Raw genomic sequence first — 18,554 nt, 5'->3', positions numbered from 1 at the left:
ATCCTGTGAGCACCCGCAGTCCCGTGCAGCACTCTGACAGGCCATGCGGATGCACCGCACGTGCGCGGCACGACGCGCGGACACGGCACTCGATTTGAACTGAGTATCCAGGCTGTGGCATACTCGTGAAGTTGCAAAAACGGCCCCATCGTTTAGCGGCCTAGGACACCGCCCTCTCACGGCGGTAACACCGGTTCGAATCCGGTTGGGGTCACAAACGCCCGGTCTCTTTCTGTGAAGGAGGCCGGGCTTTTTTGTACCCGGGCGGGACGTTCGACCCTGTCGTAGCTGAAAATGGCTGGGAGTCTAGAACTCACAGTCCAGTGTCAGACGGCACCGAACTCCGGACACAACCCGAAGGACACCCTCCCATGGCCAGCACCACCACCCGCGGGGCCGCGGTTACCGCCCCCGCCGCGACGACCGGCACCACCCTGCTCCAGCGTCGTACCCTCGCGGTGCTGCGTCTGGCCACTGGATTCATCTTCCTGTGGGCATTCCTCGACAAGACCTTCGGCCTGGGCTTCTCCACTCCGTCGGAGCGCGCCTGGCTGAATGGTGGAACCCCGGCCCAGGGCTTCCTCAACAGCCCCGGTGTCACCGGACCGCTCCAGCCGTTCTTCGTGGGCATCGCCAGCCCGCTGGTGGACTTCCTCTTCATGCTCGGCATGATCGCGGTGGGCCTGGCCGTCATGCTCGGCGTGGGACTGCGCATCAGCGCGGCAGCCGGCAGCCTCATCATGGTCTTCATGTACCTGGCCGAATGGCCCTTCACGGCCGGCGCCGCCTCCACCAACCCGCTCGTCGACTACCACATCATCTACGCGCTGGCCCTGATCGTGGTCGCGGTCTTCGCCGCCGGCGACACCTGGGGCTTCGGCAAGACCTGGAAGGCCCTGCCGATCGTTCAGAAGTACACCTGGCTCATCTAAGGACCAGCACTCCAGCGACACCGCACTCCAGCAGTACCGGCCGGCCACCCCATGGGGTGGCCGGTTCTATCGTGTCGGCCGGCGGTTAGTTCGACCCACCGCGCGGGTTCGAGCGGGTGATGCGGGCCACCTCGTTGTCGATGTCCTCTTCCGTGATGATTCCGCGATTGGGGCCGAAGGCATCCAGGCCAATGAAGAAGGCGGCGATTCCCATGCCGCCGATCGGGAAGATCGGCCAGAAATACCCTCCGGGAGTGGTCAGTAGCCACACAGCGACCACGATGATCGACACCCCGAGCCACACACCGCAGTAGTTCCAGAAGTCCCGGCGTGCCTTGAGTCTTTTGGTTGCGAGTAGCCGCAGTTCGTCGTTGTTCATGTGCCGACAGTAGCGCCGGGCCCGGGGCCCGGCCATCCCTCGACCGGTTGATCCCCGGGACGAGCCGGTGCGGGCCTACGCGGGTAAGATCGGATGGTCGAAGGGGAGTATCCCTGTGGGCTCCCTTCGGGCGGGCCCTATGCCGTGGTCGTCAACACGGACCGCTTTCCGGTGGTCCCGGCGGCGGTGGTACCGGACATCCGGTACGGGAGAGACTTTCGGGTTATCGCTGACTCCAGCACCCGCCGCGTTCTGAAAGGCCCCTTTTTCGTGAATCTTGAGCTGCCCATTGTGTTCGAGGTGGCGTCGCTGGTCATCCTGACGCTGATCCTCGTCGCCGACCTGCTGATCGTCTACAAGCGCCCCCATGTCCCTTCGGTGCGGGAAGCGACCCTCTGGGTGGTGTTCTACGTGGGCCTGGCTCTGGTCTTCGCTCTGTTGATGCTGATCTTCGGCGGCGGCGAACATGCCGGGCAGTTCCTGGCCGGCTGGCTCACCGAGTACAGCCTGTCGATCGACAACCTGTTCGTCTTCGTCATCATCATGGCGAGGTTCTCCGTGCCGCGGAAATACCAGCAGGAAGTGTTGATGGTGGGCATCATCATCGCCCTCGTGCTGCGCGGTATCTTCATCCTGCTCGGCGCCCAGCTGATCGAGAACTTCAGCTGGATCTTCTACATCTTCGGTGCTTTCCTGCTCTACACGGCCATCCACCAGGCTTTCGCCAAGGAAGGCGGCGACGACGACGCCGAGAACGGCCTGGTGCGCTACCTGCGCCGCCACATCCGCATCTCGCCCAGCTTCGACGGCTCGAAGATCCGCACCACGATCGACGGCCGCAAGCTCTTCACCCCCATGCTGATCGTCCTGATCGCCATCGGCACCACCGACCTGATCTTCGCCCTCGACTCGATCCCGGCGATCTTCGGCATCACCCAGAGCCCGTTCATCGTCTTCACGGCCAACGTCTTCGCCCTGATGGGCCTGCGTCAGCTGTACTTCTTGCTCGGCGGCCTGCTCGAACGGCTCGAGTACCTCAAGTACGGCATCGCCTTCATCCTGTTCTTCATCGGAGTCAAGCTCGTCTTCCACGCCCTGCACACCAACGAGGTCCCGTTCCTCAACGGTGGCAAGGGCTTTGAGTGGGCCCCCGAGATCGACACCTGGACCTCGCTTGCCGTGATCATCGTGTCGATGGCCGTTGCCACCGTCGCCAGTCTCGTGAAGACCCGGCGGGACGCGCGCCGAGCGGGCACGAGTGCCAGGGAAGAGATCGGCGGGCCGACCGGCGAGTGACCGTGCGGGCCAGGCGCCATGGCCGGGAATCTCCCGGTCAGCGTGCGTCTGATCCGACCGATGGTATTGGTACGGTGGTAGCTCCACTTCCCCCGGACGGGGTGGAGCGCTCGCTCGGAGCAAGGACGCGATTCGTGGAGTGCACATGGCGGTGAATGGCGAGAGTGCAATCACTCTCGGGGAGTCGAGTGTTCAGTTCAGCTTCAGCGCCGGCAGCGATGTCGGCCGCGTGCGCAAGGTGAACGAGGACAGCTACCTGGCCCAGTCGCCGGTCTTCTTCGTTGCAGACGGAATGGGTGGCCACGCCCACGGAGACGCCGCCAGCCAAACCGTCATCCGCGTCTTCGTCGAACACATCGAACAGGACATCCCCTCCACTCCCGAACGCATCCTGGATGCGATCCACTCCTCGAACGACGCCGTTCGGCTCCTCAGCTCGGCCGACGACTTCGGCACCGCCGTCAGCGGCACGACCCTGGCCGGAGTGGCTTTCGTGGACGCCGGCGACGACGTCGGCTTCCACTGGATGGCGTTCAACATCGGCGACTCCCGCATCTACACCTGGGACGGCCGCACACTCGAGCAGCTCAGCGTCGACCACTCGGCCGTGCAGGAGATGGTCGACGCCGGCCTGATCAAGGCGACGGATGCCGAGAAACATCCGGACCGTAACGTCATCACCCGTGCCATCGGCGCCGACGAGTTCGTCGACGCGGATGTCTGGCTGCTGCCGGCGACCGGGCGCCACAGCTTCCTGATCTGCTCCGACGGCCTCACCAAAGAACTGAGCGTGGGAGAGATCGCCGCGCTCCTGGCCTCGCACACCGTGCCGGAAGACCTCGGCTCGCTGGCCGACGTGCTCGTTGCGGCGGCCCTGGCCAAGGGCGGCAGGGACAACGTCACCGTTGTGATCGTGGAATCCACCTGGGGCGACCCCGGTCAGGACTCCGGGGTGACCCGGGAGCGCTCGAGCGGCTTGCACGAGCACCTCGAAGACACGCGACCGCGCGACGCGAATCCGCAGTAGGCAGGGACAGGAAAGGCAATGGGGGGATCTGTGCTTTCGTACGACGATGACAATTCGGGCGGCTGGTTGGCCGCGGCGACGGGGGACCGGGTGCTGCTGCTACCGGCCGACGTGCCTGCCGCACTGCGCATCTGGGCCGGTCTGACCGCGGAGGTCTCCGCCGACGCCGGCGCACGCACGGTGCTCGACGAGCTCACCTCCGGCGGACTGTCCCGCACCCCGCCGTTCGCGCTTCTCTCGTGGGAGAAGACGGTGCCGGCCACGGTGCGCGTGTTCGTGCGCGGCGACGTCGTCGTGGTGCTGCAGACCCCGGGCGGGGACGTCTCGATCGGCGGACTGGGCATCTCCACCTGGGTGGAACGATCCGTCGCCGACGTGACCGGCGCGTCGATCACGGCGACTCCGCTGACGGAGCCGGGCAGCGACCCGGACGTCGACGACCAGGCCCCCCTGTCGATCGACGCGGGGCTTCCGCTGGTGGCGGGCCTGGTGCGCACCCGGCGTCTGCACCTGGCCGTCGATCCTGTCGACTCGACGGAATCCGCCTCGGCTCCGCTAGCGCAGGCCTCCCGGATCGTGCCGCCACCCGCGGTCCTCGGTGCCGCGCCCGCGGCCCCGGTGAGCCCCACCGAATCGGCCACCCCGGCCGTCGCCCCGGTCACGGCTCCCGCGCCGCTGCCGCTGCCGCAGGAGGATATCGCCGAACCCGCCAGCGAACAGACCATCACCGACATCGTGCCCGCCGATCATGCTGCCGCGGATGTTGTTCCCGCGGACTCTGCTCCGGACGGCGCCGATGGGGCGTCAAGCCCCGATTCTGCCGCCGACCTCGGCGGATACGACCACCTGTTCGGGGCCACCGTCATGCGCGGTGTCGAACAAGCCGCCGTCCGACCCGACAGTGAGGCCGACGACGAGGCTCATCCCGCGGCCGCGCCAGCCGCCGCTCCCGCGGCCGCGCAGCCCGACATCGACGACGAGCTTGCCGGCGACCACGACGGCCACACCGTCATGAGCGGCGACCTGCAGAAACTGCGCGCGTCCCGGCGCCGACCGGAAGCCGCCCCCGCGGCCGCTCCGGCGCCGCGGCTGTACCTGCTGCTGCCCAGCGGTGTTCGCGAACCGCTCAGCCAGCCGATCCGCATCGGCCGGGCGCCCAGCGTCAGCCAGATGTCCGGCGGGTTGGTGCCGCGCCTGGTCAGCCTGGGCGGCGCCGACCAGGACGTCTCCCGCAACCACGTGCACTTCACGGTCGAGGGTGACACCGTTGTGGTCACCGACCTGCACTCCCGCAACGGCACCCTCGTGGCGCTGCCCGGAAAACCACCCCAGAAGCTCCGGCAGGGCGAACCCACCGCGGTCATCGTGGGAACCGTCGTCGACCTCGGTAGCGGCATCACCATCACGGTCGGGCAGGAGTGATGCGCCGCGCACCCTCCGTCGCCCCCGAGCTACCCGGCTACGAATTCGTCTCCATTCTCGGCTCCGGTGGGTTCTCTGACGTCTTCCTCTACCAGCAGCGCCTGCCGCGACGCCGGGTCGCGGTGAAGGTCCTGCTCACCGAACAGCTCAACCCCTCCACCCAGGCCCAGTTCGTCGACGAGGCGAACCTGATGGCGCAGCTGTCGACGCATCCGTACATCGTCACGATCTACCACGCCGACGTCGCCGGGGACGGCCGGCCCTACTTCGTCATGGAGCACTGCTCGGGCCCGAGCATGGCCGAGCGGTACAAACGGGAACGCTTCGCTGTCGACGACGCCCTGCGCACGGGCGTGCGCCTGGCCGGCGCCGTCGCCACCGCGCACGCGGCCGGAATCTTGCACCGCGACATCAAACCGGCCAATGTGCTCACCAACGACTTCGGCTGGCCCGCACTGACCGACTTCGGCATTTCGTCGAGCCTGGACGACGAGCTGCCCGTGCACACCGTGACCGGCGGTGGCTTGCCGGGCGGTGCCGAGGCCACCGGAACCGGGGAAAGCCAGTCGGTGGGCATGAGCGTACCGTGGTCGCCGCCGGAGATGTTCGAGGACGACCCCCGCCCCGACGTGCGCAGCGACGTGTTCTCACTGGCCGCGACCATCCACACCCTGCTGGCCGGGCAGACGCCCTTCGAGATCCGCGGCCGGTCCAACGGCACGCTCGACCTGATCGGCCGGATCGAACGCGGCGCCATCACGCCCATCGGCCGGGACGACGTGCCCAGCTCGCTGGTCGCCGTGCTGGCCAAGGCCATGGCCAGCCGCCGGGATGACCGGTTCGCTACTGCCGTGGACTTCGCCCGTGCCCTGCAGCGAGTGGAACTCGAGCTCGGCTACGCGCCCACCGGCATCGACATCCCCACCATTGCCGGTGTCCAGCACTCCCGGCCAGATGCGCCGGCCGGCGACGACGAGACCCGGGCCCGGTCGGTCGTCTCCATCTCCGCCCAGGCACCCGCAGCCGCGCCCGGACGCCCCGTGCCCCCGAATGCCCCGACAGCGGAGTCTCCGACGGCCGGCGAACCCGACCAAGCCGACGCCACCCGCCTCCGCGGCGCTCGGGTCATCGAACCGGTCCGCGAGCGCACGGTGGTTCGCCCACGCGGGTCCCGGCCGGCGCCCGCCCCCGTGACCACTCCCGCCGAACCCGTCGAAGAAGCTACCGAGCCGCCCATCGACGCCCCGGCCCGGCGGCGACCTCTCCTGCTGATCGGATCCATCGTCGTGGGTGCCCTCCTGATCGGAGGCGTGGCTACGGCCGTCACCCTCACCGGAGCCACCGGGTCCGCGCTGACCCCCACCCAGTCCGCGGCGCCCGCGAAACCCGCCGGCATCAACGCCGTGGTCGGTGTCCCCGCACCCGTCCTGGACGGCACATCCACCTCGGAGGACGGCACCCAGGTGACCTTCACGGTGAGCAACCCCAGCCCGCAGGAGGGCGATGTGTTCCGGTGGGCACGTGCCGAGAACCCGGACCAGCCCACCCTGAGCAAGACCGCAGACATCACCGTCGAGGGCGTCGTGCCCGGATCGACGGTGTGCCTGGACATCTACCTGCAGCGGGCCGACGGCAAGATCTCGGAGGCGAACCGTGCCTGCAACCGGTGAGACCATCCTGGTGAAGCCGCTCCGCGTGGAATTCTGCGGCGAGTGGTACTCCGTCGACTCCGGCACACCCTTCTCCATCGGCCGGGAATCCGATCTCACCATCGACGACAACCCCTATCTGCACCGCACCTTCCTCCGGCTCTACGAGGACTTCGGCCTGTGGTGGATCGCCAACGTCGGAAACCTGCTCTCGGCCACCGTCTCCGACAGCACGGGAACCGTGCAGGCGTGGTTGGCACCGGGCGCCAAACTGCCCATCGTCTTCCAGACCATGCATGTCATGTTCAGCGCCGGGTCCTCGACCTACGACTTCACCATCCACGCCGAGGACGACTTCTACAACACGTCGCTGTCGGCCGCCCACGAGGGCGGAACCACCACGATCCTGCCGGTGATACTCACCACCAGCCAGCGGCTGCTCATCGTGGCGCTGTCCGAGAGCATCCTCACCCAGGCCGTTCCCGGCCGGGGCGCTATTCCCAGCTCGGCCGAGGCCGCCGCCAGGCTCGGATGGAGCATGACGACCTTCAACCGCAAGCTCGACAACGTGTGCAGCAAGCTCGACAAGCTCGGCGTGGCCGGCCTGCGCGGCGGTGCCGGCCATCTCGCCACGAATCGGCGCGCGCGCCTGGTCGAGTACGCGGTCGCGACCCGGCTGGTGAGCCTGGACGACGTGATGCTCCTCGACCGTGCGGCCGAGGAATCCCGGCTGTCGGCGTCCGGCGCAGTGCCCGGCACTGATACCGGCGGCCTCGTCGATGGGGAGCAGTCCCCATAGGAGCGGCACCCGTTCGCGTGCTAGCGTGAACCCGGTCAGGAGCCTGTGCTGAACGTCCCGCAGTAGCGGATGACGCGCACGGGTCCTGCGGCCGGGTCTCGTCACTGACGCACCGGCAACACACGAGGGGAAAACGGGTGGGGACGCTCAGTTCGTGGTTGCGTGGTCGGCGGATGTCGGCATCCGTGGTGGCGTTGTCGGTGTTGGCGGGTGTGCCGTTGACGTTTGCGGTGTTGCACGAGGGTTTCCCGGTGACGGATGTGGACCTGGCCGCCCGGGATGTCTGGGTGACTAACGGTAAGCAGTTGCTGGCGGGCCGGTTGAACCGGCAGATCGAGGAGTTGAACGGGTCGGTCAACGCTGCTTCGAGCGCGCTCGATGTGTTGCAGGACGGTGACGACGTTTTTCTCATCGACGAGAGTGTCGGGTCGATCGAGCGGATCGATCCGGCGTTCACGACGCTGGGTGAACGGGTGGATGTGGCGCCGGGGTCTGAGGTGGTTTACGGCGGTGATTCGATCGCGGTGATGGCTCAGACCGGTGATGTGTGGGTGATCAATGCGGCGGGGGAGTTGAGCTTCGACCCGAAGACCACCGACCCGGTGTTCAGCCTGGGCAAGGGCGGGCACATCGCCGTGTCACCCGACGGCGTCGTCTTCGGCGCCTCCGCCGCCGAGAAGACCCTGACCCGTTACGACCCCATTTCAGAGGACGGGTCAGAACCCACCACGAGCGAGCTGCCCGAACTCGGTGACTTCCAGATCGCCACCGTCGGCGAGACTCCCGTCATTCTGGAACCGGGGGAGGACCGCGTCCTCGTCGACGGCAAGACCCTGACGGTGCCGTCGGGAACCGTGAAGCTGCAGCAGTCCGGGGCCGACAGCGACCGCGCCATCGTCGCCACCGGCACCGGGCTGCTGGAAATACCGCTCGACGGTGCCGAAGACGGCTCGGATGTCGTGACCATCGACGCCTCCATCGACACCGCCGTGACCGACCCCGCCGGGATCTCCGCACCCGTGTGGTTGGACGGCTGCGCGCATGGCGCCTGGGGCGGCGCGCAGCGCTACCTGGCCGCCTGCGACTCCAGCGACGTCGTGACCGAGACGATCGAGCAGCCGACGGTGGGCAGTGTGTTGGAGTTCCGGGTGAACCGGGATGTGATCGCGTTGAACAACCTGTCGAATGGGAATGTGTGGTTGGTTGATTCGAATATGCGCCTGGTGGAGAACTGGGAAGAGGTGACTCCTCCGGAGGAGGAGGAGGCTGAGGACGGGACGGAGAAGGCGGCCCAGCAGTCGTTTGAGGACACTCTGGCGGAGCGGACGAATGTGAATCGGGCGCCGTTGGCTCGTGATGATGAGTATGGGGTGCGGCCGGGTAAGACGACGGTGTTGCCGGTGTTGGAGAATGACACGGATCCTGATGGTGATGTGTTGACGGTGACGAATGTGAGTGGTTTTTCCCAGTCGCAGGGTCGCCTGGATTTCATTGATGGTGGGCGGGCGTTGCAGTTCACGCCGGCGGAGTCGGTGGCGGGGACGGTGTCGTTCCGGTACACGGTGGCCGATGGTCGGGGTGCGGTGGCTGAGGCGCAGGTGAATGTGTCGATGCGTCCGTTGGATCAGAATGTGGCTCCGGTGTCGAACCGGGTTGGTGCGATCAGTGTGGAGCAGGGTCAGCTGGTCAGTTACAACGTGCTCTCGGATTGGATTGATCCGGACGGGGATGACATTTATCTGGTGTCGGCGTCGCCGACGACGGGTGATGGGGTGCGGTTCGGTCCGGAGGGTTTTGTCACGTTTGAGTCGAAGACGGCTGAGTTGGGGGTGAAGGAGGTGCAGTTCGTGGTGTCGGATGGCACTCTCACCGCTACGGGTGTGTTGACGGTGGATGTGAAGGCTGCGGGGTCGTTGAACCCGGTGGGGACTCCGGATTTCACGACGGTGTTCGTGGGGGAGACGGCGTTGATTGGGCCGTTGAAGAATGATGTGACGCCGTCGGGGGCGCCTTTGGCGTTGATCGGGGTGAATGAGCTTCCCAACGATTTGTCCGCGGTGGCGAATCTGGAGCGGGGTACGGTCGCGGTGTCGTCGGGTAAGGCGGCCAGTTACGTTTTCACGTACAGTCTGGGTGCCGGGGCGACGTCGAGTGTTGGTTTGATCCGGGTGGATGTGGTGGAGAACCCCGATCAGGTGTTGCCGCCGATCGCGGTGAAGGACACGGCGTATTTGCGGGCGGCGGAGCCGGTGACGATTCCGGTGTTGGATAACGATGTGTCGCCCAGCGGCCGGGTCTTGGCGGTGCAATCGGTGGATCTGAGCACGACGGATGACCTGGTGACGGTCGAGATTCTCACGAACACGGTGCTGCGGGTCACGGCATCTGCTGCGTTGACGCAGCAGGTGCAGTTCACGTACACGATCAGTGATGGGGAGAACAGTTCCACGGCCGGTGTCACGGTGGTGCCGGTGCCGCCGTTGATCAAGCATCAGCCCCCGGTCGCGGTCGATGACACCGTGTCCGTGCGCGCGGGTGACATCGTCACCGTTCCCGTGCTCGACAACGACTACCACCCCGACTCCGCCACCCTCACGGTTCTTCCGGAACTGGCCGACACGGCCAACGCCGGCGGGCTGGCTTTTGTCACGGGCAACCAGGTGCGATTCCAGGCCCCGACCGAGCCCGGCGCCTACAGCGTGGTCTACACGATCACGGATGCCTTCCAGGAGACCGCGACCGCCACGGTGCGCTTCACCGTGATCGGCCCCGACGACGCGGGGAACCAGGCGCCGACGCCGTTGCCGCTGACCATGCGCACCTTCGCGGACTCCACCATCAAGGTGCAGGTGCCGCTGGACGGCATCGATCCCGACGGGGACTCCGTCTACCTCACGGCCGTGACGAGCGCCCCCACTCTGGGCCGCATCGTGGACCAGGGCAGCGACTACTTCATCTACGAGGCCTACCCGGGCACCGCGGGAACCGACGCGTTCACGTACCAAGTGGCCGACACCCTCGGCGCGACAGCCGAGGGCACCGTGCGCATCGGCGTCATCGCGCGGCCGGTCGAGCTCCTGCCGCCGAACGCCGTCGACGATGCCATCGAGATCAAGCCGGGCCGCACCGGCTCGATCCCCGTGGTCTTGAACGACTCCGACCCGAACGGGTACAAGCTCACCCTGACCAAGAAGCTGCCGGAGGTGGACCCGGGTCTGACCGCGAAGGTCGACGGCAGCCGCGTAATCGTGGAGGCTCCTGCCGAGGAGGGTACCTACACGCTGCGGTACGAGATCACCAACGGGCACGGCGGCGCCGACACCGCGTTTGTGCAGGTGAAGGTGACCGAGGACGCCAAGGCGCAGTATCCGGTCGCGATCGACCATTTCGTCGAACCCGAAGAGGTCCTCGCCGGCACTCCCATCAACGTGCCCGTGCTCGACGGCGCGGAGAACCCCAGCGGCCTCATCGAGGACCTCGTCATCACCCTCGAAGGCCCCAACGCCGGGTCGGGCACCATCCAGCCCGACGGCACGGTTCGCGTCAAGCCGTCGGATGACCGCCAGGCCATCGCCTACCGGCTCACGAACGAGATCGACCAGCTCAGCGCCACAGCGTTCATCATCGTTCCACCCACGCCCAAGGCCGAACCGGCCCAACCGTCGAATCAGCCCTCCACCGAACCGACGCCCGAGGAAGAACAGTTCCCGCCGCCGTTCCTGCGCGACATCGGCCCGCAGGTCGTCAAGATGAACGGCTCCAAGTCCTGGAGCCTCGCCGACATCGTCGAGGTGCCATCCGGCCAACCTGCCCTGCTGCTCAGCGCCACCGCCACAAACAGCGACGGTTCCAATCCCATGACCGGGTCGGCGTCACTGAGCTTCGTGGCCGCGCGCGACTACCGCGGACCGGCATCCGTCACCTTCGTCGTCACCGACGGAACCGGCGCCGACGATCCCCAGGGCCGGCAAGCCACGCTCACCATCCCGATCACGGTCGGCGACCCCAATTTCGAAGACGTCGCGCCCACCTTCACGCCGCCCAAGGTCACCGTCGAGGCCGGAGAGGCCGCCCAGGTCGTGAACCTGCGCTCCTCCAGCGGCCACCCCAACCCCGCCATCATCGAGAAGCTCAGTTACGGCTCGCTGGCCGGCGCCACGGCGGATGTCGCGGCGACCCTCGACGGCGGCTCCCTCTCGGTCTCGGCTCCGCTCGGCACCCAACCGGGCACCAAGGTCACACTGACGTTCTCCGTGACCTACAAGGAGTTCACCGTGCCGGGCTCCGTCACCGTCACGGTCGTCTCCTCCAGCCGGGCCCTGGCCCAGGCCGTCGACGACGCCGGACCCAACGGCGCGGGCATTGAGACGACGCCGAGCTCGACCGTGCAGGTGGCGGTCCTCGACAACGACTACAACCCGTTCGCGCAGGACGGTAAACCGCTCACCGTGGTTTCCGCCGCTCTCGAGCAGGACGTCAGCGGCGGAAAGGCATCCGTCGCCTTCACCGCCAGTGGCGTCACCATCACCACGGGGCCCGGCGCCACCGGAACCCTCACGGCGGTGTACCGCATCCAGGACGCAACCCGGGACCCGGCCCGCGCCACCCAGGGCCGCATCACCCTGGTCATCCGCGACCGCCCGGATGCGCCCAACGCGCCGGCCGCCGCCGAGGGCGACGCCACGGCCACCGTCAGCTTCGCCGCCCCGTCGTCGAACAACTCGCCCATCACCGGCTACACCATCACCTGGACCGGTGGCGGCAGCAAGGACGTCACGGGTGCGGGTACCTACGACATCACCGGGCTGACCAACGGCTCGAACTACGCCTTCCAGGTGGTCGCCCACAACGCCAAGGGCACGTCGTCTGCGTCGGCCCCCAGCAGCACCATCACGCCGTACGGCGTGCCGGGAGCCCCCGCCAGCGCCAAGCTCACCGCTTCCAACACCGGCAGCGGTGCCCTCGGACTCAGTTGGGCGGCCCCCGGCAGTACCGGCGGCCGCGGTGTGACGAGCTACGAGTACCAGTGGCTGGAGGGAGGCGGGGTCAACGGCGGGTCGACGTCCGCGCGTACGGCATCCGCCACCGGCAACGCGAACGATCAGTACCGATTCCAGGTCAAGGCGTGCAACCCTCGCGGCTGCGGCGCCTGGACGGCGTCGAACGCCGCCACGCCGACCACTCCGCCGCCGCCGTGGGCGCCGACCCATTACGGCTATTCCGTGACCCAGCGGGCCTGCCCTGAGCCCGACTCGACGTACTACACGCCGCCCACCAACGCCGACGTCGGCTGCACCATGAACGCCCGCGGCTACCTGCAGCCAGGCACCGTGATCGACGCCATCTGCCTCTCGGTGCGAAACGGCAAGAACTGGTACTACTTCCAGATCGAAGACGGTAGCTACGACGGCTGGTTCATCCGCATCTCCGACACCAACGGCTCGCCGATTCCGAACTGCTGATGAACACACCCGTATGGGGAGCGCTCCCCATGCGGGTGGCACTCATTTGCGTGCTAGCGTAAAAGCCGGTCAGGGGGCAGTGCCAATAGTCCCGGCGTGGGCGAGTTCGGCACCGCACGAGTGGGCACCGCAGCAGTTCTACAGTTCAGCAGCACAGCATTCAGCAGCACAGGCAACAGCTACGAGGGGGACACGGGTGGGGACGCTCAGTTCGTGGTTGCGTGGTCGGCGGATGTCGGCATCCGTGGTGGCGTTGTCGGTGTTGGCGGGTGTGCCGTTGACGTTTGCGGTGTTGCACGAGGGTTTCCCGGTGACGGATGTGGACCTTTCGGCCCGGGATGTCTGGGTGACTAACGGTAAGCAGTTGCTGGCGGGTCGGTTGAACCGGCAGATCGAGGAGTTGAACGGGTCGGTCAATGCTGCGTCGAGCGCGTTCGATGTGTTGCAGGACGGTGACGACGTTTTTCTCATCGACGAGAGTGTCGGGTCGATCGAGCGCATCGACCCGGCGTTCACGACGCTCGGTGAACGGGTGGATGTGGCTCCGGGGTCTGAGGTGGTTTACGGCGGTGATTCGATCGCGGTGATGGCTCAGACCGGTGACGTGTGGGTGATCAACGCCGCGGGGGAGTTGAGCTTCGACCCGAAGACCACCGACCCGGTGTTCAACCTGGGCAAGGGCGGCCACATCGCCGTGTCACCCGACGGCGTCGTCTTCGGCGCTTCGAAAAAAGATAAAACACTCACCAGCTACGACCCCACCGCCGAGGAATCCGAACCCACGACCAGCGAGCTACCCGAACTCGGCGACTTCCAGATCGCCGCCGTCGGCGAGAAGCCTGTCCTGCTCGACACCGAGAATGGCACCCTGATCGTCGACGGCTCCGCCACCGAGCTGCCGGCCGGTGCGGTCAAACTGCAACAGTCCGGCGCCGAACACGACGCCGTCCTCGTGGCCACGGGCCAGTCCCTGCTCCAGATTCCCCTGGACGGCGCCGCCGACGGCAGCGACATCGTGGCGGTCGACGCAGACCTCCCTACCGCGGTCACCGACCCCGCCGGAGTTTCTTCCCCGGTCTGGTTGAACGGCTGCGCGCACGGCGCGTGGGGCGGCGCGCAGCGTTACCTTGCCGCGTGCGATGGTGCCGAGGTGCTGCGGGAGACGATCGAGCAGCCGACGGTGGGCAGTGTGTTGGAGTTCCGGGTGAATCGGGATGTGATTGCGTTGAACAACCTGTCGAATGGGAATGTGTGGTTGGTTGATTCGAATATGCGCCTGGTGGAGAACTGGGAAGAGGTGACTCCTCCGGAGGAGGAGGAGGCTGAGGACGGGACGGAGAAGGCGGCGCAGCAGTCGTTTGAGGACACTCTGGCGGAGCGGACGAATGTGAATCGGGCGCCTCTGGCTCGTGATGATGAGTATGGGGTGCGGCCGGGTAAGACGACGGTGTTGCCGGTGTTGGAGAATGACACGGATCCTGATGGTGATGTGTTGACGGTGACGAATGTGAGTGGTTTTTCTCAGTCGCAGGGTCGCCTGGATTTCATTGATGGTGGGCGGGCGTTGCAGTTCACGCCGGCGGAGTCGGTGGCGGGGACGGTGTCGTTCCGGTACACGGTGGCCGATGGTCGGGGTGCGGTGGCTGAGGCGCAGGTGAATGTGTCGATGCGTCCGTTGGATCAGAATGTGGCTCCGGTGTCGAACCGGGTTGGTGCGATCAGTGTGGAGCAGGGTCAGCTGGTCAGTTACAACGTGCTCTCGGATTGGATTGATCCGGACGGGGATGACATTTATCTGGTGTCGGCGTCGCCGACGACGGGTGATGGGGTGCGGTTCGGTCCGGAGGGTTTTGTCACGTTTGAGTCGAAGACGGCTGAGTTGGGGGTGAAGGAGGTGCAGTTCGTGGTGTCGGATGGCACTCTCACCGCTACGGGTGTGTTGACGGTGGATGTGAAGGCTGCGGGGTCGTTGAACCCGGTGGGGACTCCGGATTTCACGACGGTGTTTGTGGGGGAGACGGCGTTGATTGAGCCGTTGAAGAATGATGTGACGCCGTCGGGGGCGCCTTTGGCGTTGATCGGGGTGAATGAGGTTCCCAACGATTTGTCCGCGGTGGCGAATCTGGAGCGGGGTACGGTCGCGGTGTCGTCGGGTAAGGCGGCCAGTTACGTTTTCACGTACAGTCTGGGTGCTGGGGCGACGTCGAGTGTTGGTTTGATCCGGGTGGATGTGGTGGAGAATCCGGCGGATGTGTTGCCGCCGATCGCGGTGAAGGACACGGCGTATTTGCGGGCGGCGGAGCCGGTGATGATTCCGGTGTTGGATAACGATGTGTCGCCCAGTGGCCGGGTCCTGGCGGTGCAGTCGGTGGATCTGAGCACGACGGATGACCTGGTCACGGTCGAGATTCTCACGAACACGGTGCTGCGGGTCACGGCATCTGCTGCGTTGACGCAGCAGGTGCAGTTCACGTACACGATCAGTGATGGTGAGAACAGTTCCACGGCCGGTGTCACGGTGGTGCCGGTGCCGCCGTTGATCAAGCATCAGCCCCCGGTCGCGGTCGATGACACCGTGTCCGTGCGCGCGGGTGACATCGTCACCGTGCCCGTGCTCGACAACGACTACCACCCCGACTCCGCCACGATGACCGTGGACCCCAACCTCACCGACACCGAGAACGTGGGTGGCCTGGCCTTCGTGTCCGGCAACAGCGTCCGCTTCCAGGCGCCCGCGCAACCCGGCTCGTACAGCGTCACCTACCGCATCAGCGACGCGTTCGCCGAAACGGCCACGGCTACCGTGCGCTTCACGGTCATCGGCCCCGACGACGCCGGCAACCGCGCACCCACCCCGTTGCCGCTGACCATGCGCACCTTCGCCGAGTCCACCATCAAGGTGCAGGTGCCGCTGGACGGCATCGACCCTGACGGGGACTCCGTCTATCTCACCGCGGTCACCTCGGCACCCGAGCTCGGTCGAATCGTCGACCAGGGCAGCGATTTCTTCGTCTACGAAGCCTTCCCCGGCACGGCCGGAACCGACTCCTTCACCTACCAGGTGGCCGACACGCTCGGCGCGACCGCCGAGGGCACCGTGCGCATCGGCGTGATTCCCCGCCCCATAGAGCTGCTGCCGCCGAACGCCGTCGATGATGCCATTGAGATCAAGCCGGGCCGCACCGGCTCGATCCCCGTGGTCTTGAACGACTCCGACCCGAACGGGTACAAGCTCACCCTGACCAAAAAGCTGCCGGAGGTGGACCCGGGTCTGACCGCGAAGGTCGACGGCAGCCGCGTAATCGTGGAGGCTCCTGCCGAGGAGGGCACCTACACGCTGCGGTACGAGATCACCAACGGGCACGGCGGCGCCGACACCGCCTTCGTGCAGGTCAAGGTCACCGAGGACGCCAAGGCGCAGTACCCGGTCGCGATCGACCACTTCGTCGAACCCGAAGAGGTGCTCGCCGGCACGCCCATCAACGTGCCCGTGCTCGACGGCGCGGAGAACCCCAGCGGCCTCATCGAAGACCTCGTCATCAGCCTCGAAGGCCCCAACGCGGCCAACGCCGAACTGCAAACCGACGGCACCGTACGCGTCGAGCCTTCCACCCAACGCCAGGCCATCGCCTACCGGCTCACAAACGAGATCGACCAGCTCAGCGCTACCGCGTTCATCATCGTTCCACCCACGCCCAAGGCCGAAACCGTCGAGCCGGAGAACCAGCCGACCACCGCACCGACCCCCGAAGAAGAGCAGTTCCCGCCGCCGTTCCTGCGCGACATCGGCCCGCAGGTCGTCAAGATGAACGGCTCCAAGTCCTGGAGCCTCGCCGACATCGTCGAGGTGCCCTCCGGCCAGCCCGCCCTGCTGCTCAGCGCCACCGCCACCAACAGCGACGGCTCCAACCCCGTGAGCGGAAACACCCTCACGTTCGTGGCGGCACGCGACTACCGCGGACCGGCATCCCTCACCTTCGTCGTCACCGACGGCACCAGCGCCGGCGACCCCAAGGGCCGCCAGGCCACCCTGACGATCCCGATCACGGTCGGCGACCCCAACTTCGAGGACGTCGCCCCCACCTTCACCCCGCCCAAGGTGACGGTTCAGGCCGGAGAAGCGGCGACGATCGTCAACCTGCGCTCTTCCAGCGGGCATCCCAACCCCGCCATCATCGAGAAGCTCAGCTACGGCGCCCTGGCCGGCGCCACGGCGGATGTCGCCGCGACCCTCGACGGCGCCAACCTGGTGGTTTCCTCCCCGCTCGGCACTCAACCGGGAACCAAGGTGCGGGTGACCTTTACGGTCACCTACAAGGAGTTCACGATCCCCGGATCGGTGGACGTGAGCGTGGTCTCCTCGACCCGGCCGCTGCCGCAGGCCGTCGACGACGCCGGACCCAATGGCGCCGGCATCGAGACCCGCCCGAGCACCTCCATCACGGTGCCCGTGCTCGACAACGACTACAACCCGTTCGCTCAGGACGGCAAGCCGCTCACGGTGCTCTCCGCCGTCATCGAACAGCAGGTGGGCACCGCCACGGTGAGCAACACCGCCACCGGGGTGACCGTGAACACCGGCTCGGGTGCCACCGGGACCCTCACCGTGGTCTACCGTATCCAGGACGCCACCAGGGATCCCGCTCGCCAGACCCAGGCGCGCATCACCTTCGTGATCCGCAACAACCCTGACGCCCCCAACCGGCCACAAGCCGTGGAGGGCGACGGGAGCGCCACGGTGAGCTTCACGGCCCCGTCGTCGAACAACTCGCGAATCACGGAGTACGTCATCAGCTGGAACGGCGACTCTCAGACCGTGGCCAGCGCGGGCACGCACTCGATCACGGGTCTCAAGAACGGCACCAACTATGCCTTCACGGTGACCGCGCGCAACGCGATCGGCGATTCCACTCCCTCGGCGGCGAGCAACACGGTCACCCCGTACGGGCTTCCCGGCGCCCCGGCCTCGGCCACTCTCAAGGCGCCTGGGCAGGGTACCGGTGACCTCAGCCTGAGCTGGGCCGCGCCGGGCAGCGACGGCGGCCGCGGAGTGTCGAGCTATAAGTACGAGTGGATCAAGGGCAGCGCCTCCAACGGCTCCACCAGCGGAGCCCGCACGGCCACGGCCAAGGGGAACGTGAACGAGCCGTACCAGTACCGGGTGCAGGCCTGCAACCCGCGCGGCTGCGGCGCCTGGACCTCCTCTGACACCGCTACTCCGCAGCCGAGCCCGCCGCCGCCCCCGCCGAGCGCGACCATTCAGAAGGGCCGCGGCGCTTCCGTGTCCGGCTGCCCCGACGCATCCATCTGTCACCGCGTGAACGTCGCCTACGCCAATGTCGAGCCTGGCGACTATCTGATCACCACGGAGGTCTCGGGCGGCTCGGTTTCTGAGAGCCGGTATTCCCTGGGCCGCACTGGAACCCAGGAACTTACGAACACCCTCGGCAGCCGCCCGGCCGGAGAGAACATCCGGGTGCGCCTGACCCGGGTGAGCGACGGATTCGTCTTCTACAGCAACACGATCAGCGGGGCGGAATGGAACTCGATGTAATGCCCTCCCGCCCGATCGACCCGACCACGACCAA

The 18,554-nt window shown here is 66.8% G+C and carries 9 protein-coding genes and 1 tRNA gene; 9 read left to right on the top strand and 1 reads right to left on the bottom strand.

What is annotated here, in order from left to right; all coding sequences use genetic code 11:
- Positions 1-141 precede the first annotated feature (141 nt).
- Positions 142-214: transfer RNA gene (locus tag KY500_RS08975), tRNA-Glu, on the top strand.
- Between the two features lie 157 nt (positions 215-371).
- A complete protein-coding gene (locus tag KY500_RS08970) occupies positions 372-932 on the top strand; it encodes a DoxX family protein (RefSeq protein WP_219903147.1) in 561 nt (186 codons plus the stop codon).
- Positions 933-1,017: 85 nt separating this feature from the next.
- Here the strand turns inward: KY500_RS08970 and KY500_RS08965 are convergent, their stop codons facing one another.
- Positions 1,018-1,311, bottom strand: coding sequence for a 2TM domain-containing protein (locus KY500_RS08965; protein ID WP_219903146.1), 294 nt, complete (start codon positions 1,309-1,311; stop codon positions 1,018-1,020).
- Positions 1,312-1,581: 270 nt separating this feature from the next.
- Here KY500_RS08965 and KY500_RS08960 point away from each other — a divergent pair, with 270 nt between their 5' ends.
- The 7 genes from KY500_RS08960 (at position 1,582) to KY500_RS08930 (ending at position 18,520) form a co-directional block, all read left to right on the top strand.
- Positions 1,582-2,607, top strand: a complete 1,026-nt coding sequence (locus KY500_RS08960) for a TerC family protein (protein ID WP_219903145.1) — start codon at positions 1,582-1,584, stop codon at positions 2,605-2,607.
- A 145-nt stretch (positions 2,608-2,752) separates the two neighbouring features.
- Entirely contained in the window at positions 2,753-3,634 is an 882-nt protein-coding gene (locus tag KY500_RS08955) for a PP2C family serine/threonine-protein phosphatase (RefSeq protein WP_219903144.1), read from the top strand.
- Between the two features lie 30 nt (positions 3,635-3,664).
- The gene (locus KY500_RS08950) at positions 3,665-5,056 is read left to right on the top strand and encodes an FHA domain-containing protein (protein WP_219903143.1); all 1,392 of its coding nucleotides are present in this window, start codon (positions 3,665-3,667) and stop codon (positions 5,054-5,056) included.
- The gene (locus tag KY500_RS08945; protein ID WP_219903142.1) at positions 5,056-6,726 is read left to right on the top strand and encodes a serine/threonine-protein kinase; all 1,671 of its coding nucleotides are present in this window, start codon (positions 5,056-5,058) and stop codon (positions 6,724-6,726) included. The genes KY500_RS08950 and KY500_RS08945 overlap by 1 nt, the downstream gene beginning before the upstream one ends.
- Positions 6,710-7,504, top strand: a complete 795-nt coding sequence (locus KY500_RS08940) for a hypothetical protein (RefSeq protein ID WP_370626915.1) — start codon at positions 6,710-6,712, stop codon at positions 7,502-7,504. Before KY500_RS08945 ends, KY500_RS08940 begins: the two co-directional genes overlap by 17 nt.
- A gap of 173 nt (positions 7,505-7,677) precedes the next feature.
- Positions 7,678-12,966 carry an Ig-like domain-containing protein gene (locus KY500_RS08935; protein WP_219903141.1) on the top strand — a complete coding sequence of 1,763 codons (5,289 nt, stop codon included), beginning with the start codon at positions 7,678-7,680 and terminating at the stop codon, positions 12,964-12,966.
- A gap of 232 nt (positions 12,967-13,198) precedes the next feature.
- Positions 13,199-18,520: an Ig-like domain-containing protein gene (locus tag KY500_RS08930; RefSeq protein WP_219903140.1), complete on the top strand. Its 5,322-nt coding sequence runs from the start codon at positions 13,199-13,201 to the stop codon at positions 18,518-18,520.
- Positions 18,521-18,554 lie beyond the last annotated feature (34 nt).

It is taken from the genome of Cryobacterium sp. PAMC25264 (assembly GCF_019443325.1).
Taxonomy (GTDB): domain Bacteria; phylum Actinomycetota; class Actinomycetes; order Actinomycetales; family Microbacteriaceae; genus Cryobacterium.
Note: the sequence above shows the minus strand (reverse complement) of the source record. Positions and strands in the feature narration are given on the sequence as shown.

Excerpts from the sequence above, each read along its gene's own strand:
- KY500_RS08955 (WP_219903144.1), top strand. The coding sequence starts at position 2,753 with ATGGCGGTGAATGGCGAGAGTGCAATCACTCTCGGGGAGTCGAGTGTT.
- KY500_RS08935 (WP_219903141.1), top strand. The coding sequence starts at position 7,678 with ATGTCGGCATCCGTGGTGGCGTTGTCGGTGTTGGCGGGTGTGCCGTTG.
- KY500_RS08970 (WP_219903147.1), top strand. The coding sequence starts at position 372 with ATGGCCAGCACCACCACCCGCGGGGCCGCGGTTACCGCCCCCGCCGCG.
- KY500_RS08945 (WP_219903142.1), top strand. The coding sequence starts at position 5,056 with ATGCGCCGCGCACCCTCCGTCGCCCCCGAGCTACCCGGCTACGAATTC.
- KY500_RS08965 (WP_219903146.1), bottom strand. The coding sequence starts at position 1,311 with ATGAACAACGACGAACTGCGGCTACTCGCAACCAAAAGACTCAAGGCA.
- KY500_RS08930 (WP_219903140.1), top strand. The coding sequence starts at position 13,199 with ATGTCGGCATCCGTGGTGGCGTTGTCGGTGTTGGCGGGTGTGCCGTTG.